The sequence below is a fragment of the Deltaproteobacteria bacterium genome (assembly GCA_029210625.1).
Taxonomy (GTDB): domain Bacteria; phylum Myxococcota; class Myxococcia; order SLRQ01; family SLRQ01; genus JARGFU01.
Genome location: JARGFU010000020.1, coordinates 38,567 through 58,922, shown reverse-complemented (window position 1 = coordinate 58,922; position 20,356 = coordinate 38,567). Strand labels below are relative to the sequence as shown.

Annotated in this window: 29 protein-coding genes; 26 read left to right on the top strand and 3 right to left on the bottom strand. The window is 69.9% G+C overall.

Annotated elements, in window-relative coordinates; genetic code table 11:
* The 20 genes from rplE to P1V51_18200 all read left to right on the top strand — a co-directional run bounded on the left by rplE (nt 1) and on the right by P1V51_18200 (nt 12,624).
* Entirely contained in the window at nt 1–540 is a 540-nt protein-coding gene (gene rplE, locus P1V51_18295) for a 50S ribosomal protein L5 (protein MDF1565000.1), read from the top strand.
* A 12-nt stretch (nt 541–552) separates the two neighbouring features.
* On the top strand, nt 553–738 hold the full coding sequence (locus P1V51_18290; protein MDF1564999.1) for a type Z 30S ribosomal protein S14: 186 nt from the start codon (nt 553–555) through the stop codon (nt 736–738).
* Nucleotides 739–804: 66 nt separating this feature from the next.
* The gene (gene rpsH / locus P1V51_18285) at nt 805–1,197 is read left to right on the top strand and encodes a 30S ribosomal protein S8 (GenBank protein ID MDF1564998.1); all 393 of its coding nucleotides are present in this window, start codon (nt 805–807) and stop codon (nt 1,195–1,197) included.
* A gap of 31 nt (nt 1,198–1,228) precedes the next feature.
* A complete protein-coding gene (rplF, locus tag P1V51_18280; protein ID MDF1564997.1) occupies nt 1,229–1,765 on the top strand; it encodes a 50S ribosomal protein L6 in 537 nt (178 codons plus the stop codon).
* 32 nt (nt 1,766–1,797) lie between these two features.
* Nucleotides 1,798–2,148 (top strand): 50S ribosomal protein L18, encoded by a 351-nt coding sequence (rplR, locus tag P1V51_18275; protein MDF1564996.1) that lies wholly within the window; start codon nt 1,798–1,800, stop codon nt 2,146–2,148.
* Nucleotides 2,149–2,736, top strand: coding sequence for a 30S ribosomal protein S5 (rpsE, locus tag P1V51_18270; GenBank protein MDF1564995.1), 588 nt, complete (start codon nt 2,149–2,151; stop codon nt 2,734–2,736).
* A gap of 5 nt (nt 2,737–2,741) precedes the next feature.
* Nucleotides 2,742–2,924, top strand: coding sequence for a 50S ribosomal protein L30 (gene rpmD, locus P1V51_18265; GenBank protein ID MDF1564994.1), 183 nt, complete (start codon nt 2,742–2,744; stop codon nt 2,922–2,924).
* A complete protein-coding gene (rplO, locus tag P1V51_18260) occupies nt 2,921–3,400 on the top strand; it encodes a 50S ribosomal protein L15 (protein MDF1564993.1) in 480 nt (159 codons plus the stop codon). Before rpmD ends, rplO begins: the two co-directional genes overlap by 4 nt.
* Nucleotides 3,401–3,438: 38 nt before the next feature.
* A complete protein-coding gene (gene secY / locus P1V51_18255; GenBank protein ID MDF1564992.1) occupies nt 3,439–4,758 on the top strand; it encodes a preprotein translocase subunit SecY in 1,320 nt (439 codons plus the stop codon).
* A 12-nt stretch (nt 4,759–4,770) separates the two neighbouring features.
* Complete coding sequence (locus P1V51_18250) at nt 4,771–5,418, top strand: adenylate kinase (protein ID MDF1564991.1); 648 nt, start codon at nt 4,771–4,773, stop codon at nt 5,416–5,418.
* 66 nt (nt 5,419–5,484) lie between these two features.
* Nucleotides 5,485–5,601 (top strand): 50S ribosomal protein L36, encoded by a 117-nt coding sequence (gene rpmJ, locus P1V51_18245; protein MDF1564990.1) that lies wholly within the window; start codon nt 5,485–5,487, stop codon nt 5,599–5,601.
* A 27-nt stretch (nt 5,602–5,628) separates the two neighbouring features.
* Nucleotides 5,629–5,997, top strand: coding sequence for a 30S ribosomal protein S13 (gene rpsM / locus P1V51_18240; protein ID MDF1564989.1), 369 nt, complete (start codon nt 5,629–5,631; stop codon nt 5,995–5,997).
* A gap of 12 nt (nt 5,998–6,009) precedes the next feature.
* Nucleotides 6,010–6,393, top strand: a complete 384-nt coding sequence (gene rpsK, locus P1V51_18235; protein ID MDF1564988.1) for a 30S ribosomal protein S11 — start codon at nt 6,010–6,012, stop codon at nt 6,391–6,393.
* Nucleotides 6,394–6,402: 9 nt separating this feature from the next.
* Entirely contained in the window at nt 6,403–7,029 is a 627-nt protein-coding gene (gene rpsD, locus P1V51_18230; protein ID MDF1564987.1) for a 30S ribosomal protein S4, read from the top strand.
* A gap of 94 nt (nt 7,030–7,123) precedes the next feature.
* Nucleotides 7,124–8,137 carry a DNA-directed RNA polymerase subunit alpha gene (locus tag P1V51_18225; protein ID MDF1564986.1) on the top strand — a complete coding sequence of 338 codons (1,014 nt, stop codon included), beginning with the start codon at nt 7,124–7,126 and terminating at the stop codon, nt 8,135–8,137.
* 38 nt (nt 8,138–8,175) lie between these two features.
* Nucleotides 8,176–8,526 carry a 50S ribosomal protein L17 gene (rplQ, locus tag P1V51_18220; GenBank protein ID MDF1564985.1) on the top strand — a complete coding sequence of 117 codons (351 nt, stop codon included), beginning with the start codon at nt 8,176–8,178 and terminating at the stop codon, nt 8,524–8,526.
* Between the two features lie 60 nt (nt 8,527–8,586).
* A complete protein-coding gene (locus P1V51_18215) occupies nt 8,587–10,416 on the top strand; it encodes a sensor histidine kinase (GenBank protein ID MDF1564984.1) in 1,830 nt (609 codons plus the stop codon).
* 32 nt (nt 10,417–10,448) lie between these two features.
* A complete protein-coding gene (locus P1V51_18210) occupies nt 10,449–11,381 on the top strand; it encodes a FecR domain-containing protein (GenBank protein ID MDF1564983.1) in 933 nt (310 codons plus the stop codon).
* A 23-nt stretch (nt 11,382–11,404) separates the two neighbouring features.
* Nucleotides 11,405–12,166, top strand: a complete 762-nt coding sequence (locus P1V51_18205; protein ID MDF1564982.1) for an ATP-binding protein — start codon at nt 11,405–11,407, stop codon at nt 12,164–12,166.
* Nucleotides 12,167–12,174: 8 nt separating this feature from the next.
* A complete protein-coding gene (locus P1V51_18200; protein MDF1564981.1) occupies nt 12,175–12,624 on the top strand; it encodes a response regulator in 450 nt (149 codons plus the stop codon).
* 9 nt (nt 12,625–12,633) lie between these two features.
* Here the strand turns inward: P1V51_18200 and P1V51_18195 are convergent, their stop codons facing one another.
* From P1V51_18195 to P1V51_18185, 3 genes are read right to left on the bottom strand one after another with little or no spacing between them, the layout of a single operon-like run.
* Nucleotides 12,634–13,095, bottom strand: coding sequence for a hypothetical protein (locus P1V51_18195; GenBank protein MDF1564980.1), 462 nt, complete (start codon nt 13,093–13,095; stop codon nt 12,634–12,636).
* 38 nt (nt 13,096–13,133) lie between these two features.
* Nucleotides 13,134–13,982, bottom strand: coding sequence for an XdhC/CoxI family protein (locus tag P1V51_18190; protein MDF1564979.1), 849 nt, complete (start codon nt 13,980–13,982; stop codon nt 13,134–13,136).
* An 8-nt stretch (nt 13,983–13,990) separates the two neighbouring features.
* On the bottom strand, nt 13,991–15,358 hold the full coding sequence (locus P1V51_18185) for a tetratricopeptide repeat protein (GenBank protein MDF1564978.1): 1,368 nt from the start codon (nt 15,356–15,358) through the stop codon (nt 13,991–13,993).
* A gap of 115 nt (nt 15,359–15,473) precedes the next feature.
* Here P1V51_18185 and P1V51_18180 point away from each other — a divergent pair, with 115 nt between their 5' ends.
* Genes P1V51_18180 through P1V51_18155 form a run of 6 tightly spaced genes read left to right on the top strand, consistent with a single transcriptional unit; the run spans nt 15,474 to nt 20,354 of the window.
* Nucleotides 15,474–16,088, top strand: coding sequence for a deoxynucleoside kinase (locus P1V51_18180; protein ID MDF1564977.1), 615 nt, complete (start codon nt 15,474–15,476; stop codon nt 16,086–16,088).
* 2 nt (nt 16,089–16,090) lie between these two features.
* Nucleotides 16,091–17,245: a phosphopantothenoylcysteine decarboxylase gene (locus tag P1V51_18175; protein MDF1564976.1), complete on the top strand. Its 1,155-nt coding sequence runs from the start codon at nt 16,091–16,093 to the stop codon at nt 17,243–17,245.
* Entirely contained in the window at nt 17,242–18,054 is an 813-nt protein-coding gene (locus P1V51_18170) for a uracil-DNA glycosylase (protein ID MDF1564975.1), read from the top strand. Before P1V51_18175 ends, P1V51_18170 begins: the two co-directional genes overlap by 4 nt.
* A complete protein-coding gene (locus P1V51_18165; protein ID MDF1564974.1) occupies nt 18,051–18,788 on the top strand; it encodes an NAD(P)H-binding protein in 738 nt (245 codons plus the stop codon). The genes P1V51_18170 and P1V51_18165 overlap by 4 nt, the downstream gene beginning before the upstream one ends.
* Nucleotides 18,789–18,796: 8 nt before the next feature.
* Entirely contained in the window at nt 18,797–19,591 is a 795-nt protein-coding gene (locus P1V51_18160) for a hydroxymethylpyrimidine/phosphomethylpyrimidine kinase (protein ID MDF1564973.1), read from the top strand.
* 28 nt (nt 19,592–19,619) lie between these two features.
* Nucleotides 19,620–20,354 (top strand): CoA transferase subunit A, encoded by a 735-nt coding sequence (locus P1V51_18155; protein MDF1564972.1) that lies wholly within the window; start codon nt 19,620–19,622, stop codon nt 20,352–20,354.
* The last annotated feature ends 2 nt before the right edge of the window (nt 20,355–20,356 follow it).

The window sequence follows — 20,356 nt, the reverse complement described above, 5'->3', positions numbered from 1 at the left end:
ATGCCTCGGCTGCAGAAGAAGTACCGCGAGGAAGTCGTTTCCAACCTGATGACCGAGTTCGGCTGGACCAACCCGATGGAGGTTCCCCGGGTTCAGAAGGTCGTCGTGAACATGGGCATGGGCGAGGCTCTGGCCAACCCGAAGCTCCTCGACTCGGCCGAGCAGGAGCTGGCGGCGATCACCGGGCAGAAGCCGGTGCGCACCCGCGCTCGGAAGTCCATCGCGAACTTCAAGCTGCGCGAGGGACAGCAGATCGGCTGCACCGTCACGCTGCGGGCGGACCGGATGTGGGAGTTCCTCGATCGCCTGATCTCCGTGGCCCTGCCGCGGGTGCGCGACTTCCGGGGTGTCCCCTCCAAGGCCTTCGACGGGAACGGCAACTACTCCCTCGGTGTGCGGGAGCAGATCATCTTCCCCGAGGTCGACTACGACAAGGTCCAGAAGATCAGTGGCCTCAACGTCACCGTCGTGACCACCGCGCGGAACGACGAGGAGGGGCGAGCGCTGCTTCGCGCGCTCGGAATTCCCTTCCGCAACTAGGAGATCAGTTCGATGGCTAAGAAGTCCAAGATGGCCCAGTCCCGCCGCGCGCCGAAGTTCAAGGTCCGGGCGTACAATCGCTGCATGGTGTGCGGCCGCTCGCGCGCCTTCATCCGGAAGTTCGAGCTCTGCCGTATCTGCTTCCGGAACCGTGCCCTGCACGGCGAAGTGCCCGGCGTCGTCAAGGCCAGCTGGTAGCAACACTCGAGGGTGAAAGGTCCGGGCCGCTGGTGGCTCGCGAAACCATCACCGAAAGAAGGAACAATGACCGATCCAGTCGCAGATCTGCTCACCCGCATCCGGAACGCCCAGCTGGCGCATCACGACACCTGCGTGGTGCCGAAGTCCAAGCTGAAGCTGGCGATCGCCAACATCCTGAAGGATGAGGGCTACGTCGAGGACGTGACCGAGCACAGCGAGGGGCCCCAGGGCTCCATCACCGTGACGATCAAGTACGACGGCCGCGGGCTCCCCGCGATCGAGAAGGCCCAGCGCGTCAGCCGCCCGGGCCGCCGTCAGTACGTCGGCAAGGACGAGATCCCTCGCGTCCTCGCCGGCATGGGTATTTCCATTCTCTCCACCTCCAGGGGCGTGATGGTCGGCCGCAAGGCCCGCGAGCTCGGCGTCGGTGGTGAGGTCCTCTGCTCGGTCTACTAGGACCGGCAGTCAGACGGTTCAGGAGCAAGTCATGTCTCGTATTGGAAAGCTGCCCATCGACCTCCCCGGCGCGGCCAGCGCCCAGCTCGGAGAGGGGACCATCACGGTCCAGGGTCCCAAGGGTAAGATGGAGTTCGCCCTCGATCAGCGCGCCAGCGTTCGCATCGACGGCAAGCAGATCATCGTCGAGCGCCCGAGCGACAGCCGGACCTCCCGCGCGGTTCACGGGATGGTGCGCTCCCTCATCGCGAACGCCGTCCACGGCGTGACCGAGGGCTTCGTCCGCAAGCTCGAGATCAACGGCGTCGGCTATCGTGCCGAGGCCAAGGGCCGGGAGCTCCATCTCGCCCTCGGCTACAGCCACCCGGTGGTCTACCCCCTCCCGGAGGGTGTCTCCGCCCAGACCCCCGCGCCGACCCAGATCGTGCTCGAGGGTATCGACAAGCAGGCGGTGGGAATGGCGGCCGCGCAGGTGCGCGCGCTGCGTCCGCCGGAGCCCTACAAGGGCAAGGGAATCAAGTACGCCGAGGAGCACATCCGGCGCAAGGTTGGCAAGACCGGCGCCTAAGGGCGGTCGGCTAGCACACGAGGAGTAGGGTCATGGCGACCAAGAAGGAAAACGCTCGGCTGCATCGGAAGAGTCGGGTTCGCAAGAAGATTCGGGGTTCGAGCGAGCGTCCGCGCCTGGCGGTGTTCCGGAGCCTGAAGCACATCTATGCCCAGGTCATCGACGACGACGCCGGTGTGACGCTGGCCTTCGCCTCCTCTCGGGAGAAGGCGCTGGCCGAGGGCGACAAGACCGCTCGCGCCAAGGCCGTCGGTGATGCCGTCGCCAAGCGCTGCTCCGAGAAGGGCGTCAAGGCGGTGGTCTTCGACCGGGGCGGTTATCTCTACCACGGGCGGGTCAAGGCTGTTGCCGAGGCCGCGCGTGAGGCGGGTCTGGAGTTCTAGATGGCTATCAACGAAAGAATCAATCCGAACGACCTCGATCTCTCGGATCGCGTCGTCCACATCAACCGCGTCGCCAAGGTCGTCAAGGGCGGCCGCCGCTTCTCCTTCACCGCGCTCGTCGTCGTGGGGGATGCGGATGGTCACGTGGGCGTCGGCACCGGCAAGGCCAACGAGGTCCCCGAGGCGATCCGGAAGGCCGGTGAGCGGGCCAAGAAGAGCCTCGTCTCCGTGCCGCTGGTGGGCAACACGATCCCGCACGAGGTGCTCGGCATCTTCGGTGCCGGCCGCGTCCTCCTCCGTCCCGCCTCCCCCGGTACCGGCGTCATCGCCGGTGGCCCGGTGCGCGCGGTGGTCGAGGCCGTGGGCATCCGCGACATCCTGACCAAGAGCCAGGGCTCGCGGAACCCCCACAACGTGGTCAAGGCCACGATGCAGGGCCTGATGCGCCTTCGCTCGCCGGCCGAGATCGCCCGGATCCGCGGCAAGGACGTCGCCGAGGTCCTCTCCGGTATCGAGCATCCCCAGATGAACGTTCGCGTTCAGCACGAGGCCGCCCCCGAGGCCGATGCCCAGGAAGCGGAGGCTTGAGTTCGATGGCTCTCAAGGTGACTCAGATCAAGTCTGGCTCGGGCTCCACCGTGCGCCAGCTCGAGACCCTCAAGGGGCTCGGGCTCGGCAAGATCGGCAAGAGCCGGGTCCTCAAGGATGATGGCCCCACCCGCGGGATGATCGACAAGGTTCGGCATCTCATCGCGGTGGAGGAGGTTTCGAAGTGAACTTGCACAGCCTCAAGGCCCCCAAGGGCTCCAACAAGCGTCGCAAGCGCGTCGGCCGGGGCCCCGGCTCCGGGCTCGGCAAGACCGCCGGCCGTGGCTACAAGGGCCAGAAGAGCCGCGTGGGCAACATGAACAACTCGGGCTTCGAGGGCGGGCAGATGCCCCTCCAGCGTCGCCTGCCGAAGTTCGGTTTCCACCACGACGGCAAGGTCTACAACGTCTTCAACGTCGCGGTCCTCGACAGTCGCTTCAACGATGGCGACACCGTCGATCTCGACAGCCTGAAGGCGGCCCGCATGGTCCGGAAGATCGAGGACGGGGTGAAGATCCTGGGCAACGGTGAGATCTCCAAGAAGCTCACCGTCCGTGTCCAGAAGATCAGCGCCGCGGCCAAGTCCAAGATCGAGGCCGCGGGCGGGACCGTGGAGCTCGTGGACCTGCCCCGTAAGGCTCCCAAGAGCGCAGCTGCCGAGTAGCGACAAGGCGAAGCCCTCCAACCGAGAGGTTTGCTCGCATGATGAACGCCCTGCTGAACATCTTCCGCATCACCGAGCTGCGTAATCGGATCGCCTTCACTCTGGCGATGCTCGCTGTCTATCGGGTCGGCATCTTCATCAGTGTGCCCGGCGTGGACCGGGTCGTGATGCAGAAGTACGTCGGCTCGACCGGTGGCCTGCTGGGGATGTTCAACCTCTTCTCCGGTGGAGCGCTGGAGCAGCTCTCCATCATGGCCCTGGGCATCATGCCCTACATCTCCTCCTCCATCATTCTGCAGCTGCTCGCGGTGGTCGTGCCGGCCATCGAGAAGCTGAAGAAGGAGGGCGAGGCCGGTCAGAAGAAGATCACCCAGTACACCCGCTACGGGACGATCCTCCTGGCGATCATCCAGGGTGTGGCGATCGCCACGATGCTCGAGGGCATCCAGATCGACGCGGGAGAGCTCGTGGTGCCGAACCCCGGCTGGGGCTTCCGCGCCATGACGGTGCTCACGCTCACGGGCGGCACCTGCTTCCTGATGTGGCTGGGCGAGCAGATCACCGACCGCGGCATCGGCAACGGCATCTCCCTGCTGATCTTCGCGGGTATCGTGGCGGGCCTGCCCGACGCCATCCTCAGCACCTGGCGGATGACGACCTCGACCCAGCAGCTCGATCCCTTCACCCTGGTGCTGCTCGTCGGCTTCATGGTGGTGGTGACCGGCTTCATCGTCTACATGGAGCGGGCGCAGCGCCGGATCCCGGTGCAGTACGCCAAGCGGGCGGTCGGCCAGAAGATGTACGGCGGCCAGAGCACCCACCTTCCCCTGAAGGTGAACACCGCCGGCGTCATCCCCCCGATCTTCGCGTCGTCCCTGCTGATGTTCCCGCAGACCCTCGAGGGGATCTTCCCCTGGATGAGCTACGTGGGTGAGGTCTTCAACCTCAACACCTTCACCGGGAACGGCCTCTACGTCCTGATGATCGTCTTCTTCGCGTTCTTCTACACCGCGGTCACCTTCAATCCGGTGGACGTGGCGGACAACCTGAAGAAGTACGGCGGCTACATCCCCGGCATCCGCCCGGGCAAGAAGACGGCCGAGTACATCGATCGGGTCCTCTCCCGGATCACCTTCGGTGGCTCCCTCTACCTGGCCGCGGTCTGCGTCCTGCCGACCCTGCTCATCAACCGCTACGGTGTGCCCTTCTACTTCGGCGGCACCAGCCTGCTGATCATCGTCGGCGTCGGGCTGGACACCGTGCAGCAGATCGAGTCCCACCTCATCACGCGGCACTATGAGGGCTTCACCGGCCCGAGCGGTCCGCGCATCCGGGGTCGGACCCGGCGGGCCGCCTAGGGGTCTTCGACCGTGCGACTCGTCTTCTTTGGGCCCCCGGGGGCCGGCAAGGGCACGCAGGCCGTGAGGATCTGCGAGCGCCTGGGCATCCCCCAGGTCTCCACCGGAGTGATCCTCCGGGCCGCCAAGGCGGAGGGGACCCCGATGGGGCTGAAGGCGGCCGAGTACATGGACGGCGGCCAGCTGGTGCCGGACGAGGTCGTGGTGGGGATCGTCGAGGAGCGGATCGCCCAGGAGGACGCCGCCGCCGGCTACATCCTGGACGGATTCCCCCGGACCCTCCCCCAGGCCGAGGCCCTCGACGCCCTGCTCGCCGAGCGGGGAGAGGCCCTGGATCGGGTGCTCTGCCTCGAGGTGCCGGATGACGCGATCATCGAGCGCCTCTCGGGGAGGCGGACCTGCGCCGCCTGTGGCGCGGGCTACCACGTGGCCTTTGATCCGCCAATGAATCCGGATACTTGCGATAAATGCGGGGGCGCGCTGAGCCAGCGCGAAGACGATAAGGCGGAGGCGATCCAGCAGCGGCTGGTGACCTTCCACCAGCAGACGGCCCCTCTTGAGGCCTATTACGAGAAGCGAGGAGTGCTCGCCCGCGTCCCTGGCGTGGGCGGGATCGAGGAGATTGCGGAGCGTATCGCCGAGGCACTGGGTGCTGTCTGACGGCTTGCGTCGGACGTTCCCACCTGCTAATTAGGCGCGCTTCCCACGGATTTGGAGTTGGACGAGATGAAGGTTCGAGCGTCCGTCAAGAAGATGTGCAACCGCTGCAAGATCATCCGCCGCAAAGGCGTGGTGCGCGTGATCTGTTCGGCGAATCCCCGCCACAAGCAGCGTCAGGGCTAGTTTCCCGGTTTTTCTGGAGGTTTTACCGTGGCACGTATTGCAGGGGTCGACCTGCCTCGCGAGAAGCGAGTCAGCACCGCCCTCACCTACATCTACGGCATCGGCGACCACACCGCCGGTCTGATCTGCGAGCGCGCCGGAGTCGATCCGGCCACCCGGACCAAGGACCTCGGTGACGACGATGTCCGTAAGATCCGTGACGCCATCGAGGCTGGGATCAAGGTCGAGGGCGATCTTCGCCGCGAGATCAACATGAACATCAAGCGTCTGATGGACCTGGGCTGCTACCGCGGCCTGCGCCACCGGAAGGGCTTGCCCGTTCGTGGTCAGCGCACTCACACCAACGCACGCACGCGCAAGGGCCCTCGCCGCAGCGTCGCGCGCAAGAAGAAGTAAAGGGTCGAATCCATGGCGGAGAAGAAAGGGCGCAAGCGCGTCAAGAAGAACGTGCCCGTGGGCGTGGTCCACGTGAAGGCGACGTTCAACAACACGATCATCTCGGTCACCGATCAGCAGGGCAACGTCCTGTCCTGGTCCTCGGCCGGCTCCAAGGGCTTCAAGGGTTCTCGAAAGAGCACGCCCTTCGCCGCCCAGGTGGCCGCCGGCGATGCCTGCTCCAAGGCCATGGAGCACGGCGTCCGGCAGGTCGCGATCATGGTGAACGGACCGGGTGCTGGCCGCGAGTCGGCAATGCGCGCCGTCGGTGCCGCTGGTCTGAAGGTGACCCTCATCAAGGACGTCACCCCCATCCCCCACAATGGCTGCCGCCCCCCGAAGCGGCGCCGCGTCTAGAAGGTCGTCATGGCACGCTACGTGGAATCGGTGTGTCGGCTCTGCCGGCGCGAGAATCTGAAGATGTACCTGAAGGGTGACCGCTGCTACAGCGACAAGTGCGCCATCGAGCGTCGCCCCTATCCGCCGGGCCAGCACGGCCAGGCGCGGACCAAGTTCTCCGAGTACGGCGTCCAGCTTCGCGAGAAGCAGAAGGTCAAGCGGATGTACGGGCTGCTCGAGAAGCAGTTCCGCAACTACTACGCCATGGCCGCTCGCAAGAAGGGCAAGACCGGCGAGAACCTCCTGCGCCTCCTCGAGCATCGCCTCGACAACGTGGTGTTCCGGATGGGCTTCGCCGACACCCGCACCGAGGCGCGTCAGTTCGTGCGCCACGGGCACTTCCGGGTGAACGGCAGGAAGGTGAACATCCCCTCCTTCCAGACCAAGCCCGGCATGAAGATCACCGTCCGGGAGAAGAGCCAGAAGGTCGCTCGGATCAACGCCGCCCTCGAGGCGGTCGAGCGTCGGGGCGTCCCTGGTTGGATCGAGCTGGACGCGGCGGCCTACACCGGCACCGTGATCTCTCCGGCGGCGCGTGAGGACATCACGATGCCCATCCAGGAGAGCCTGATCGTCGAGCTCTACTCGAAGTAGTCGAAAGCAGTCGCAGTAGAAATTCCTGCTCTTACGGCGGCCGAATGGTCCTGCACGAGGTCAGTGCAGGGGAGGGTCGCGAAAGGCAAGCATCATGGTTGATGTCGTTACCGCAAAGAACTGGCGCGATCTCTTCCGGCCCCGCGGGCTGGTGGTCGACCAGGACAACCTCTCTGGCACCTACGGGAAGTTCGTCGCTGCTCCGCTCGAGCGGGGCTTCGGCCTCACCCTCGGCAACGCCCTGCGGCGGGTGCTGCTCTCCTCCCTGCAGGGGGCGGCGATCACCTCCGTGCGCATCGAGGGCGTGGACCACGAGTTCGCGACGATCCCCGACGTGGTCGAGGACGTCACCGACATCATCCTGAACCTCAAGGAGGTCCTCCTGCGGATGGACACCCTCGAGGAGCGGACCATCCGGATCGAGGCTCAGGGGCCCAAGGACGTCACCGCCGGTGACATCATCCATGACTCCACCGTCGAGGTCCTCAACCCGGGTCACCACCTCTTCTCCATCGCCGAGGGTGGCAAGGCCGTCATCGAGATGACCTGCCGCCGGGGCCGCGGCTATCAGCCCGCGGACCAGAACAAGAAGGAAGGGCAGCCGATCGGGACCATCCCCATCGACTCGCTCTTCTCGCCGATCAAGAAGGTCAACTTCAACGTGACCAGCGCGCGCGTGGGTCAGCGGACCGACTACGACCGGCTCGTCCTCGAGATCTGGAGCGACAGCTCCGTGGTGCCTCAGGACGCGGTGGCCTACGCCGCCAAGATCGTCAAGGAGCAGCTGGCGATCTTCATCAACTTCGATGAGACCGAGGAGGCCGCGACCTATCCCGAGCCCGAGGCCGACACGGGCGAGACCGAGGTCAACGAGAACCTGTACCGCTCGGTGGACGAGCTCGAGCTCTCGGTGCGGTCGGCGAACTGCCTGCAGAACGCCAACATCAAGACCATCGCCGACCTCGTGCAGAAGACCGAGGCCGACATGCTCAAGACCAAGAACTTCGGTCGCAAGTCGCTCAAGGAAATCAAGGAGATCCTCGCGGAGATGGGCCTCTCGCTGGGCATGAAGCCCGAGAGCCTCCCGCCGCCGAAGTCTGGCGACTAGGATCTCTCCCCCCCAAGTCGTTTTCAGAGGTAGAGACGATGCGTCACAAGAAGCTTGGCCGTAAGTTCAGCCGTACGGCCTCCCATCGCAAGGCGATGTTCCGCAACATGGCGACCTCGCTGCTGGAGCACGAGCGGATCCAGACCACCGATGCCAAGGCCAAGGACCTGCGGCGGGTGGCGGAGAAGCTCATCACCCTCGCCAAGAAGGGTGACCTGGCCGCCCGCCGTCGGGCGTTCCGGGACGTGCAGAACAGCGACGTCCTCAAGAAGCTCTTCGAGGAGATCGGCCCTCGCTACGCCGAGCGCACTGGTGGCTACACCCGGATCATGAAGGTCGGGCGGCGCCAGGGCGACAACGCGCCGATGTCCATCATCGAGCTCGTCTAGTACGGCCCTTCCCGAACTCCCGTCACCCTTCGAGGCGGGAATCGAGCTAGGATCCCTGGCGTGCGGCTCTGGCAGTGGCTTGCGCTGGCGCTGGGTCTGGCGGCGACGGTGCCTCTCCTTCTCGTGGGAGGCAGCATTGCCCTGCTCTCGCGCAGCTCCCTGGAGGAGCAGGCGATCGCCGTGCAGCGCAGCACGGTCGGCGGCGTCGCCGGCGCCGCCGATCTCTGGCTCAACGAGGTCACTGAGCGGCTCCGCCTCACCGGTGAGGTCATCGACTTCGACTCCCTCGATGACCGCGCGCGGCTGGGGGCGCTGCGGCTGATCTACCGGCAGCTGGAGGAGGTCGACATCGTCGGCCTCTACGACGCCGAGGGCAGCTCGATCCTCCCCGAGGTCTACCTGAGCGAGGCGGAGGCTCAGGGGCAGCGCCTGCCCGCCGACTCCGAGGACCTCCTGCGCTTCCGCAGCAAGCTGCCCCTGGCCGAGGCCCGCAAGACCGGCCTGGCCATCGGGAGGCCCTACCTGGTGGAGCGCAAGCACACCATGTGCGTGGCGATGGCCGCCCACCTGCCGGGTCAGCTCGACGCGGTGATCGGGGTGGAGCTGATCCTCACTCCCCTGCAGGAGATCGTCGCCAACGTGCCCCACGCCGAGGTGGGCGTGGCCTTCATCGTCGACCGTGAGCGCCGGGTGCTGGCCCACGCGGACGGCGCCCTCTTCGGCACCGACCGGCCGAGGATCGACGCCTACCTGGAGAGCGACACGCCGGTGGTGGCCGACGACGGCACCGAGTGGGTCGGGACCACGGCCCGGCTGCGAGGGATCGACTGGGTCGCCGTGGTCGAGCGGCCCCGGGGGGTGGCGCTGGCCGAGGCGAACCGCCTGCTGCTGCGGATCGCCGGCATCCTGGCCTTCGCCCTCCTGGTGGCGGTGGCCATGGGCCTGGGGCTCGGCCGGAAGATCGGCCGGCCGGTGGTGCAGATCTCCGAGAGCGCGGCCTCCCTGGCCTCGGGGGATCTCTCCACCCGCGCCGAGGCGCGAGGGCCGGGCGAGATCCAGGATCTGGCCACGGCCTTCAACGCCATGGCCAGCGCCCTGGAGGTCTCCCAGGAGGAGATCGAGGCCTTCAACCGCGAGCTGCAGGACCGGGTCGACGAGCGCACCGAGGAGCTGAAGGTGGCCCAGGCCCAGCTGCTCCAGAGCCGCAAGCTCGCGGCCGTGGGCGAGCTCGGCGCCGGGGTGGCCCACGAGCTGAACAACCCCCTCACCGGCATCCTGGGCATGGCCCAGCTGATGCTCGCCAAGCGCGGCGCCGAGGATCCGGAGCGGAAGTTCCTGGAGCGGATCGAGAAGGACGCCAAGCGCTGCCGGGACGTCACCATGAACCTCCTGCGCTTCTCCGAGCAGGGCGAGCGCGAGAGCCGGGTCGAGTTCGACCTGCGCGAGGCCGTGGAGTCCGCGGTCAGCCTCCGCCGCTCGACGATGGAGGAGGCCGGGATCACCCTCGAGGTGGACGCCGGAGACCAGCCCCTGCTGGCCGAGGGGAACCTGGGCCAGATCCAGGAGGCGGTCCTCGCGCTGCTCTCCAACGCCCGGCAGGCGGTGGGGGAGGCGGGGCGGATCTCGGTCACGGCCCATCGAGAGGGCGACTTCGGGGTGATCGCCGTGATCGACGACGGCGTGGGCATCCCCGAGGCGAACCTCTCCCGGGTCTTCGAGCCCTTCTTCTCCACGAAGTCGGACTGGCGCAGCCCGGGCCTCGGCCTCTCGGTGACCCACCAGACCCTGCAGTCCCACGGGGGGCGGATCACCATCGAGAGCACGGAGGGGGAGGGGACCGAGGTTCGCCTGCGCCTCCCCCTGCGGGCCGCCGGCAGGGGCGAATCCTGACCCACGGACCCTTCCTGGGCTAGAATGTCGGGATGAGCGCGCGCGGTACCAAGATCTGGACCGGGACCTGCGTGGTCGTCACCGTGGTGGCCCTGGCGGCGACCCTGCTGGCCTGGCCCTCGATGGCGACCACCCGGGATCGGGCGGGCGGCGAGGGCGGCGAGGGCGCCCTCACCGGTGGACTGCAGGTCGAGTCCCTGATCGGGCAGGTCGAGGTGCGCCAGAAGGACGGCAGCTGGAAGAAGCTCGAGACCGGAGACGTGCTGGGCGAGGGGGCGGTCTTGCGCACCGGCGCCTTCAGCCGGGGCATGTTCCGTGCGAAGGACGGCTCGAAGCTAGCCGTGAAGCCGAACTCGACGGTGACCGTCGCCGCGGATGACGAGAGCAAGAGCCGCTTCGTCATCGCCGAGGGTCGCGTGGCCGCCGACATCCCCCGCCAGGAGAGCAAGGCCTACGAGTTCTCCGCGGCGACGGGTGACGCGCGCGCCGAGACCCAGGGTGGCCGCTTCCAGGTGGTCGCCAGCCGGGAGGGCCTCCTGGGCGTCGCCACCGAGTCGGGCAAGGTCGACCTGGTCGCGAAGGGCGAGCGGGTGACCGTGGCGGCCGGCAAGCAGGCCGTGGCGCTGCCCGACGCGGCGCCGAGCAACCCGGTCGCGATCCCGGCGCAGGTCTTCCTCCGGGTGAAGTGGCCGGAGGGGGAGACCACCGAGGACGCCGTCGTCCTCACCGGGATGACCGGCCAGGGCTCCACCCTGCGCATCGGCGGACAGACGGTGGAGGTCGGCCCCGACGGCTCCTTCGAGCGGACGCTGCCGCTGAAGAAGGGGGAGAACCACTTCTCGGTGATCGCCGAGGACCTCAGCGGGCGAATCGAGCGCGTTGACTCGCCGACCGTCGTCCGCAAGGATGAGCCGCAGAAGGCCCTGAAGCTGAAAGTGTCGACCGAAGGGAACATCTGGGAGTGACGACCGACCCGACACCCCGTGAGGTGGAGCAGCTTCGGGAGGAGCTCGAGCGCTGCCGCTCCATGCTGATCCAGTCGGCCAAGCTCGCCGACCTGGGGCAGGAGGTGGCCTCCCTCGCCCACGAGGTGGCCCAGCCCCTGCTGGCGATCAAGGCCTTCGCCCAGATGCTCAAGGCCCAGCTCGAGGCGGACGAGGGCGCCCAGCGGCGCGCCGCCTTCATCGAGGAGCAGGCGATCGTGCTGGAGCAGCTGGTGGTGCGCCTGCGCAACTACGCCCGGCAGTCGATCGGTGAGGCCGACGCCCGGGCCGATCTGCCCGCGGTGGTCGAGAGCGTGCTGATGCTGGTCGATCACCGGCTGGCCAAGGCCCGGGTGGACGTGCAGGTGAGCTTCCCCGACGAGGTGCCGCTGGTGGCCCTCGACCCCGTCCGCGGCCAGCAGCTGCTGGTGAACCTGCTGACCAACGCCGCCGACGCGGTGGAGGGGCAGGACGATCGGCGGGTCCTCGTGGTGGGCAAGGTGGAGCCGGGGCGGGTGAAGGTCTACGTCGTGGACTCCGGTCCCGGCATCCCCGAGGAGGTCCGGGCGAAGATCCTGGAGCCCTTCTTCACCACCAAGGGCCCGGAGCGGGGCACCGGGCTCGGCCTGCCCATCGTCAAGGAGATCCTCGACGCCTGCGGCGGCGGGCTCGAGATCCTGTCCGCGAGCGAGGTTCCCCTCGAGGGCTTCGAAGGGATGGGCACGGCTATGGTAATGGACATCCCTCTGGCGGAGCCGGAGGCCTAGGAGGAGCAATGGCGGATCCCAAGCGCATTCTCGTGGTGGATGACGAGGACGCGGTCAACATCGTGCTCGGCGAGCTGCTGCGCGATGCGGGCTACGACGTCTCGATCGCCATGACCTGCTCGGAGGGGATCTCCCAGATGGAGACGGGGGGCTTCGATCTGGTGATCACCGACAAGAACCTCCCCGACGACTCGGGCATGGAGATCGTCCGCAAGGCGCGGGCGATGGAGTCCGGCCCGGAGGCGGTCATGATCACCGCCTACGCCTCCCTGGAGACGGCCATCGAGGCCATGGACCTCGGGGCCCGGGGCTACATCCTCAAGCCCTTCGATGACATCAAGGAGGTCCTCTCGAAGGTCGAGAAGATCCTCGCCGCCGCCGATGAGCGCCGGAAGATGAAGAACCTCATCGAGCAGCTCCGTCAGAGCAACGAGGCCGCGGGCGAGCGCAACAAGTAGGCGAGAGGCCTAGAAGGGCTTCTGGTAGGTCGCCTCTTCCGTGACCACCCGGACGAGCTTCGGCTTGAAGTTCTGCTCGGGGTGCCGGGGCCCCTGCGGTCCAACGGCCTCGAACTTCTGCACCTGCACCGAGAAGCGCTCGTTGGGGCGGAAGGCCGGCTTGCGGTAGATCCAGCCCCCTGGCTCGAGCTGCAGCTGGACGTTGGTCCAGACCTCGTCGCTCTCGTTCTGCACGCTGACCGCGATCCCGAAGCCGGTGTCGACGACCATCACCCGGGCGGAGAGATCGTTCTCCTCCCCACCGCTGGTGGCCCAGAGGACGCAGACGAGGGAGAGGGCGAGCCAGCTCCCCAGGATCACCATCCGGTGCACGAAGTAGGGGCTGGTCCGGTCGATCCAGCGTCCGGGGATGTCGGAGCTGGCGTGGACGGCAGGGTAGCTGCCGGACTGGCTCGGGGAGGAGGGGATCACGTCGGACCTAGAAGGATAGAGCCACCCGTGCGGGACGCTCAACCCTCTTCCCGGGCGGCGTCGGTGGGGCTCAGGGCGCCCTCCAGGACCTGCTGGAGCCGGGGGCTGTGGGTGACGCTCATCCCGGGCAGCGCGGCGCCCCGGCGCAGGGCGATGAGCTCCGAGACGATGCTGACGGCGATCTCCTCCGGCCCCACCGCGCCCAGGGGGGCGCCGATGGGGGCGTGGAGGCGGCCGAGCTCGGGCAGGGGCCCGCGGGCGGCGATCCGCTGGAGGGTCTGGAAGACCTTGCGCTTGCTGCCGATCATCCCGAGGTAGCGGTGCGGGCGGGGCAGGCAGAGCTCGAGCACCTCCTCGTCCTGGCGGTGCTCGTGGGTCATGATCAGGATCCAGTCGTCGTCCCGCAGGGCGAGCCGCTCCACGGCCTCGGCCGGGGGCAGGAGCAGGTGCTCGGCGCCGGGGAAGCGCTCGGGGGTGTTCCAGTCCTCGCGCTCGTCCACGATCACCGGGGCGAAGCCCACCGAGCGGGCGAGGCTCGCCGTGGGCTGGGCGACGTGGCCGGCGCCGAAGAGGACGAGCCGATCGGGCGCCTCGATGCGCTCCATGAAGACCTCCATGCTGCCTCCGCAGCACATGCCCAGATCGCGGACCAGGTCGAAGCTGATCGTCCCGGCCTTGCCGGTCCGCAGGCAGGCCTCGAGGTGCTCCAGCACGCGGGCCTCGACCGTGCCCCCGCCGACGGTTCCCACCGTGGAGCCGTCCTCCCGCAGGAGGAGCCGGGCCCCGGGCTTCTGGGGGGCCGAGCCCGAGGCGCGCACGACGGTGGCCAGGGCGCCGGTCTGGCGCCCCTCGACGAGCTCACGCAGGGCGGGGAGGAGCTGCCACATCGCGAAGGTCAGCTGCCCAGGCGCTTGCGCAGCGTCTTCACCGCGGCGTTCTCCGGCTGCACGTCGGAGACCGCGTCGAGGTGGGTCTCGGCGGTCTCCTTCCACTGCTTGCGCTCGCCCTTGGTCTTGGCGTTCGAGAAGCGGTGGACCGAGACCGCGGCCATGCCCAGGTGGGCCTCGATGTTGGACGGCTCCAGCTCGAGCACCCGCTGCAGCTCGGCCTCGGCCTCGGCGACCCGGCCGGCCCGGGTGAAGATCCGGGCCAGCGCCAGCATCGGCCGGGTGGTGCCGGGCGCGAGGAGGCTCCAGGCCCGCAGGTGCCGCTCGGCGCGCTCCTGATCCCCTCGCTGCACGGCCATCTCGGCCAGCATCTGGTGGGGCGCGAGGAGCAGGGGGTTGTGGACCAGGGCCGTCTCGTACTCCTCCACCGCCTCGGCGTGGCGGTCCTTGCCCAGGTAGAAGTTGCCCAGGTAGAGGTGCGGCAGCGCCGCCTCGGGGTCGATCTCGATCGCCCGCCGGAAGTGCACGAGGGCCTCGCCGGCGCTGTCGATCCGCTGGTAGGCGAGCCCCAGGAGGGCGTGCGCCATCGCCAGGTCGGGGAACTCCTGGAGGACGTCGCGCAGCAGGTCGATGGCGTTCTGCGGGACGTCGGCCTGCTCCAGCCAGCCGATGGCGAGATCCATCCGCTGGCGGGCGGCCTCGGGGACGCCGGTGAAGCGGCCGGAGAGGTCCTCGGCGACCTTGCGGGCCTTCTCCACCTCCTCGGCCGTGGGGTGCAGGGTGAGCAGGTCGGAGAGCACCTTCATCCCCTCGGCCTGCCGGCCGGCGTGGTGGAGGGCCAGGGCCAGGGGCACCCGGTAGGCGGTGCGCACCGGGTCCAGGGCGACGGCCTGCTCGAAGGCCTCGATGGCGGCGGGGTAGGTCTCGCGGTCGAGGAGGATCACCCCCCGCCGGTAAGGGAACTCGGCCTCCTGGGGCTTCAGGGCGCCGGCCGCCTCGAGGAGGGCGAGCGCCTCGTCGGCGTGGGTGGTCGCGCTGGCATAGAGGGCGAGGGCCAGGGCGTAGCGGCCGTAGGCGTCGCCCTCGCGAGCCGCGCGGGCCCGGTAGATCGCGACGATCTCCGCGGTGCGGCCCAGGCGGATGTAGGCCTCGACCCGCTTGCGGTGGGCGAGGGCCGAGGCGTCGTCGACCGCGAGGGCCTTCTCGAAGCGCTCGATGGCCTTCTCGGGCTCCCCCTTCCGCAGCGCCTCTTGCCCGGCCTCGAGGCGGGCGGCCTGCTGCTCGGCCGGGCTGCCCTTGCCGGCCCGGCCGTGGGCGCAGCCGGCGGCCAGCGTCAGGGCCAGCAGGATCGGAGTGGTTCGCAGGAGGTGCTTCATCTGGAGTCGGGGCGGCGCCCGGGGACGCCGGGAAGGCCCGAAAAAACGGGCCTCTGCAAGGGGTCGCGGTACCACACCTTTCGAGGGCCCGGAAGGGGTGATAGCAGGGAGCATCGTGGCCAGAAAGAAGTTCATCGCGGTCGCCGGGAACATGGGCGCGGGCAAGACCGAGCTCGTGAACTTCCTCTGCCGGCGCTACGGGCTCAAGCCCTTCTTCGAGCCCAACGAGGGCAACCCCTACCTCAAGGACTTCTACGAGGACATGAAGGCCTGGGCTTTTCACTCCCAGGTCTACTTCCTCACCCACAAGTTCCGCCTTCACCGCCAGCTGGAGGCGGAGGACGGGACCGTGGTGCAGGACCGGACGATCTACGAGGACGCGGAGATCTTCGCCCGGAACCTCCACCTCACCCGCAAGATCACCGGCCGGGACTGGAAGACCTACCAGGAGCTCTACCAGGTCGTGAGCGACTCCCTGCAGCCGCCCGACATCATGATCTACCTGCGGGCGCCGGTCCGGACGATCCGCAAGCGGATCGGCCAGCGCGGCCGGCCCGAGGAGCAGCAGATCCCCATCGCCTACCTGCGCCGCCTCAACCGCCTCTACGAGGACTGGTTCGAGCGCTACGATCTCTCCGAGGTCGTCACCATCGAGTCGGACCGGATGGACTACCTGCAGGACATGGAGGACCGCCTCGAGCTCTTCGAGCGGATCGAGCGGCACCTCTGATCATGGGCGCCGAGAGGACAGCGCGGGCCACCCGGCCCGCCGAGCTGGGCCTGGCCGTGGTGGCGGGCCCGGAGGCCTGGAGGGCGCTCGGCCTCTCGCGCCGCCTCCTCGAGGGGGGGCACGCGCTCCACCTGGCCCTCGACCCCGAGCTCGAGCGTTGGGTGCCCCGCCGCAGCTTTCACATCGCCTGCCCCGGGGCCCGGCTGACGCCCCCCGAGCGCTGGCCGGCGGTGCTCGCCGGGCGGATGGTCCTCGGCGCCGACGCCGCGACCCTGGCCGCGCTGGCCTCGGGCGGGGGCTGGCTGGGGCCGATCGCCAGCGGCGCGGGCAGGCAGGCGCCGCTGGTCCTGGTGGAGGCGGGCGGGCCGGATCCCGAGCCGGCCTGGCTCGCGGGGCCGCGACGCGCCCTGGCCGGGGCCGGTCACACCTTCCTCCCCGGCGGGCAGGACGAGGCGGCCCTGGTCGAGGCCCTCCTGGGGGGGCTGGCCGCCCTCGACCTCGAGGGCGCCCGGGTGCTGATCACCGCCGGGCCCAGCCGGGAGTACCTGGATCCCGTCCGCTTCCTCTCGAACCCCTCGAGCGGCCGGATGGGCCTCGCCCTGGCGGCGGCCGCCCGGCGGCGGGGCGCCCGGGTCGAGCTCTGCCTCGGGCCCACCGCGCTGCCCGTCCCGGCCGGGATCGAGCTGCACCCCTTCGAATCCGCGGAGGAGCTCGACGCCCTGGTGCAGGCCCGGGCCGGGGAGATCGACGTGATGATCGCGGCCGCCGCGGTGGCCGACTGGCGGCCCGCCGAGCGGGCCCCCGAGAAGGTGAAGAAGAGCGGCGAGCGCCGCTCCATCGAGATGGTGCGCACCCCCGACGTGCTCGCCCGGCTCTCGGCGGCGGTGGCGGGCCGGGGCGATCGACCCTTCCTGGTGGGCTTCGCTGCCGAGACCGAGCGGCTGGTGGAGAACGCCCGGAGCAAGCTCGAGCGCAAGGGGCTCGACCTGGTCGTGGCCAACCGGGTGGACGGCCCCGAGGGGGCCTTCGCGGCGGACGACTCCGTCGCGACCCTGGTCGACGCGCAGGGGGAGACCGCGCTGCCCCGGCAGGAGAAGGGGCGGCTCGCCGAGGCCATCCTGGACCGGGTGGCGGCCTGGTGGAGGGATCGGGCGTGAGCGGCTCGCGGACCATCGAGGAGCGCCTGGAGGCGCACCTGCTCTGGCGGCTGCGGGCGGGCCTCGGCCGGATCCCCGCGTCCGGCGAGCCAGCGGCGGCGGCCCCGGCCCCGGCCCCGGCGCCGACCCCGGCGCCCGCGCCCCGGCAGGCGGCCAGGGCCCCCACGCCCGGGTCCGAGCCGAGGTCGGCGCGCCCGGAGGCCCCGCGGGGCCCCGGCGCGGGCAGCGGCCCGCAGGGCTACCAGCACGGCGTCGGCTCGGAGGCCCTCCGGGCGATCCGCGAGCGCCTGGGCGACTGCGAGCGCTGCGGGCTGCACGCCGGGCGCCGCAACCTCGTCTTCGGGGTGGGCAACCCCGCGGCCGACCTGGTCTTCGTCGGTGAGGGGCCGGGGGCCGAGGAGGACCGGCGGGGGGAGCCCTTCGTCGGGCGGGCCGGGGAGCTGCTCACGAAGATGATCGAGGCGATGGGCTACTCCCGGGAGCAGGTCTACATCTGCAACGTCGTGAAGTGCCGGCCGCCGGGGAACCGGGATCCCGAGCCCGCCGAGGTCGCCGCCTGCGAGCCCTTCCTGAAGGAGCAGCTCGCGGCCCTCCAGCCGAAGGTGATCGTCGGCCTCGGCCGCTTCGCGGTGCAGAGCCTGCTGGGCGACTACCAGGCCCGGATCACCCGGGTGCGGGGTCGCTGGGCGACCTACGCCGGCGTCCCCCTGATGCCGACCCTCCACCCGGCCTACCTCCTGCGCAACCCGGCGGCCAAGCGGGAGGCCTGGCAGGATCTCCAGGCGGTGATGAAGCGCCTCTCGGAATGAGCCCGCCCCGGATCTTCGTGGCCGGCGCCTCCGGCTACACCGGCCGCTCCCTGGTGGAGGAGGGGCTCGAGCGCGGCTGGGAGGTCACCGCCCACCTGCGCCCCGACTCGCTCTCCCGCGAGGCGCTGGAGGGCCCCTGGAGCGCGCGGGGCGCGCGCCTGGCCCTCGCTCCCTTCTCCCCGGAGGCCCTGGACGCGGCCCTGGGGGCGGCCCGCCCCGACGCGGTCTTCGCCCTCCTGGGGACCACCCGGGCCCGAAGGCGCGCCTCCGGAGGCGCCGACACCTACGAGCGGGTAGACCTGGGCTGCTCCCTCCTCCTCCTCGAGGCCTGCCGCCGGGTGGCGCCCGACGCGCGCTACGTCTACCTCTCCGCGGTGGGGGTGCGGGCCGGGGCGACCCGGGGCTACTACGGCGCCCGGGCCCGGATGGAGGCCGCCCTGCGGGAGAGCGGGCAGCCCTTCACGGTCCTGCGCCCCGCGGTGATCAGCGGCGAGGACCGGCCGGAGGAGCGGCCCGCCGAGCGCCTGGCGGCGCGGGTCTCGGGCGGCCTGATCGGCGCCGCCCGGAGGGCGGGCATCCGCCGCCTGGCGGATCGCTGGGCCCCCCGCACCGGCAGGGAGATCGCCGCGGCCCTGGCCGAGGCCGCGATCGATCCCGCCCTGCGCGGCCGGGTCGTCGAGGGCTCGGTCCTGCAGGCGCTGGTCGAGCGCGGCCGGCGCGGAGCGGGGCGATGAGCGGCGCGATGCCTCGCTGCGCCAGCGCCGGCGGGACGGATAGCGCCGGCTACGCGGGCCTGGCCGCGGATCTGCGCACCTTCGCGGCCTTCGGCTGCCACGGGTCCATGGTGGTCACCTCGGTGACGGTGCAGTCCACGACCGAGGTGCGCCGGGTCTTCCCGATGCCGCCGGCGCTGGTGGCCGAGCAGCTCGAGACCATCCTGGAGGATCCCGGGGTCGAGGCGCTGGTGGTGGGCCTGGTCCCCACGGTCGAGATCGTCGAGGTCCTCGCCGGCGTGCTGGAGGCCGCGGAGCCCCGGCCGCAGCTGGTGGTGGATCCCATCGTCGCGGCCAGCACCGGCGCCGAGATGAGCGGGAAGGAGGTCTCCCGGGCCCTGGCCGGGCGGCTCCTGCCCCTGGCCCGGGTGGCCACGCCCAACCGCCGGGAGCTCGAGGCCCTGGCGGGTGAGGCCCTGCCCGACGAGGGCGCCTGCTTGGCCGCCGCCCGGCGCCTGCTGGAGGCGGGCACCGGCGCCGTGCTCCTGACCGGGGGTGACCGGGAGGGGGACCCCGAGGACCTCCTCGTCACGGCCGAGGGCGTCGAGCGGATGCGGGTCGTCCGCGCCCCGGGGCCCGGGACCCGGGGTGGGGGCTGCACCCACGCGGCGGCCCTCGCGGCGCTCCTCGCCCGGGGAACGCCGCTGCCCGAGGCCGCCCGGCTCGCCCAGCGCTACCTCGCCGCCTGCGCCCGGGCCGCGGTCGCGCCGGGGGCCGGGGAGGGGCGGGTGGTTCAGGTGGTGCCGCCCTGGGCGCTGAAGTAGAACACCGGGCGAAAGGAGCTGCAGCGAGATGAACAGCATCGCCGGGATGGGGCGCCACCGTGACAAGGTCCGGGAGAGCGCCGACGCCTGCGTCGCCCCGATCGAGAGCGGCGCGCGGATCATGGTCGGGGGCTTCGGCCTCTGTGGAAACCCCGAGGCCCTGATCGAGGCCGTCGTGCGCAAGGGGGTCGGGGACCTCACCCTGATCTCCAACAACGCCGGGAACCTCGGCATGGGCCTGGCCACCTGGTTGCGCGCGGGCATCGTGCGGAAGGTGATCGGCACCTACGTGGGCAACAACGAGGATCAGCACCGCCTCATGGCCGAGGGCAAGCTGGAGGTCGAGCTGATCCCCCAGGGCACCTTCGTCGAGCGGATGCGCGCGGCGGGGGCCGGGATCCCCGCCTTCTACACGCCGACCGGCGCTGGCACGGTGGTCGAGGAGGGGAAGGAGACCCGCATCTTCGACGGGCGCAAGCACCTCCTCGAGGAGGCCCTCCACGCCGACTTCAGCCTGATCCGGGCCCGGGTGGGCGACCCCTTCGGGAACCTGCGCTTCTGGCGGACCGCGCGGAACTTCTCGCCGGTAATGGCGACCGCCGCCGAGACCTCCCTGGTGGAGGTGGACGAGCTGGTCGAGCTCGGCCAGCTGGATCCCGACGACATCCACCTGCCCGGGATCTTCGTCCACCACCTGGTCCACGTGCCCGAGCACGAGGATCCCTTCGAGTACCGCACCGTGCGCAAGGTAGAGGGGAGCTGACG

Coding starts and splice junctions, on each gene's coding strand:
- rplE (MDF1565000.1), top strand. CDS start 1: ATGCCTCGGCTGCAGAAGAAGTACCGCGAGGAAGTCGTTTCCAACCTG.
- P1V51_18290 (MDF1564999.1), top strand. CDS start 553: ATGGCTAAGAAGTCCAAGATGGCCCAGTCCCGCCGCGCGCCGAAGTTC.
- rpsH (MDF1564998.1), top strand. CDS start 805: ATGACCGATCCAGTCGCAGATCTGCTCACCCGCATCCGGAACGCCCAG.
- rplF (MDF1564997.1), top strand. CDS start 1,229: ATGTCTCGTATTGGAAAGCTGCCCATCGACCTCCCCGGCGCGGCCAGC.
- rplR (MDF1564996.1), top strand. CDS start 1,798: ATGGCGACCAAGAAGGAAAACGCTCGGCTGCATCGGAAGAGTCGGGTT.
- rpsE (MDF1564995.1), top strand. CDS start 2,149: ATGGCTATCAACGAAAGAATCAATCCGAACGACCTCGATCTCTCGGAT.
- rpmD (MDF1564994.1), top strand. CDS start 2,742: ATGGCTCTCAAGGTGACTCAGATCAAGTCTGGCTCGGGCTCCACCGTG.
- secY (MDF1564992.1), top strand. CDS start 3,439: ATGATGAACGCCCTGCTGAACATCTTCCGCATCACCGAGCTGCGTAAT.
- rpmJ (MDF1564990.1), top strand. CDS start 5,485: ATGAAGGTTCGAGCGTCCGTCAAGAAGATGTGCAACCGCTGCAAGATC.
- rpsK (MDF1564988.1), top strand. CDS start 6,010: ATGGCGGAGAAGAAAGGGCGCAAGCGCGTCAAGAAGAACGTGCCCGTG.
- rpsD (MDF1564987.1), top strand. CDS start 6,403: ATGGCACGCTACGTGGAATCGGTGTGTCGGCTCTGCCGGCGCGAGAAT.
- P1V51_18225 (MDF1564986.1), top strand. CDS start 7,124: ATGGTTGATGTCGTTACCGCAAAGAACTGGCGCGATCTCTTCCGGCCC.
- rplQ (MDF1564985.1), top strand. CDS start 8,176: ATGCGTCACAAGAAGCTTGGCCGTAAGTTCAGCCGTACGGCCTCCCAT.
- P1V51_18210 (MDF1564983.1), top strand. CDS start 10,449: ATGAGCGCGCGCGGTACCAAGATCTGGACCGGGACCTGCGTGGTCGTC.
- P1V51_18200 (MDF1564981.1), top strand. CDS start 12,175: ATGGCGGATCCCAAGCGCATTCTCGTGGTGGATGACGAGGACGCGGTC.
- P1V51_18190 (MDF1564979.1), bottom strand. CDS start 13,982: ATGTGGCAGCTCCTCCCCGCCCTGCGTGAGCTCGTCGAGGGGCGCCAG.
- P1V51_18185 (MDF1564978.1), bottom strand. CDS start 15,358: ATGAAGCACCTCCTGCGAACCACTCCGATCCTGCTGGCCCTGACGCTG.
- P1V51_18175 (MDF1564976.1), top strand. CDS start 16,091: ATGGGCGCCGAGAGGACAGCGCGGGCCACCCGGCCCGCCGAGCTGGGC.
- P1V51_18165 (MDF1564974.1), top strand. CDS start 18,051: ATGAGCCCGCCCCGGATCTTCGTGGCCGGCGCCTCCGGCTACACCGGC.
- P1V51_18160 (MDF1564973.1), top strand. CDS start 18,797: ATGCCTCGCTGCGCCAGCGCCGGCGGGACGGATAGCGCCGGCTACGCG.
- P1V51_18155 (MDF1564972.1), top strand. CDS start 19,620: ATGAACAGCATCGCCGGGATGGGGCGCCACCGTGACAAGGTCCGGGAG.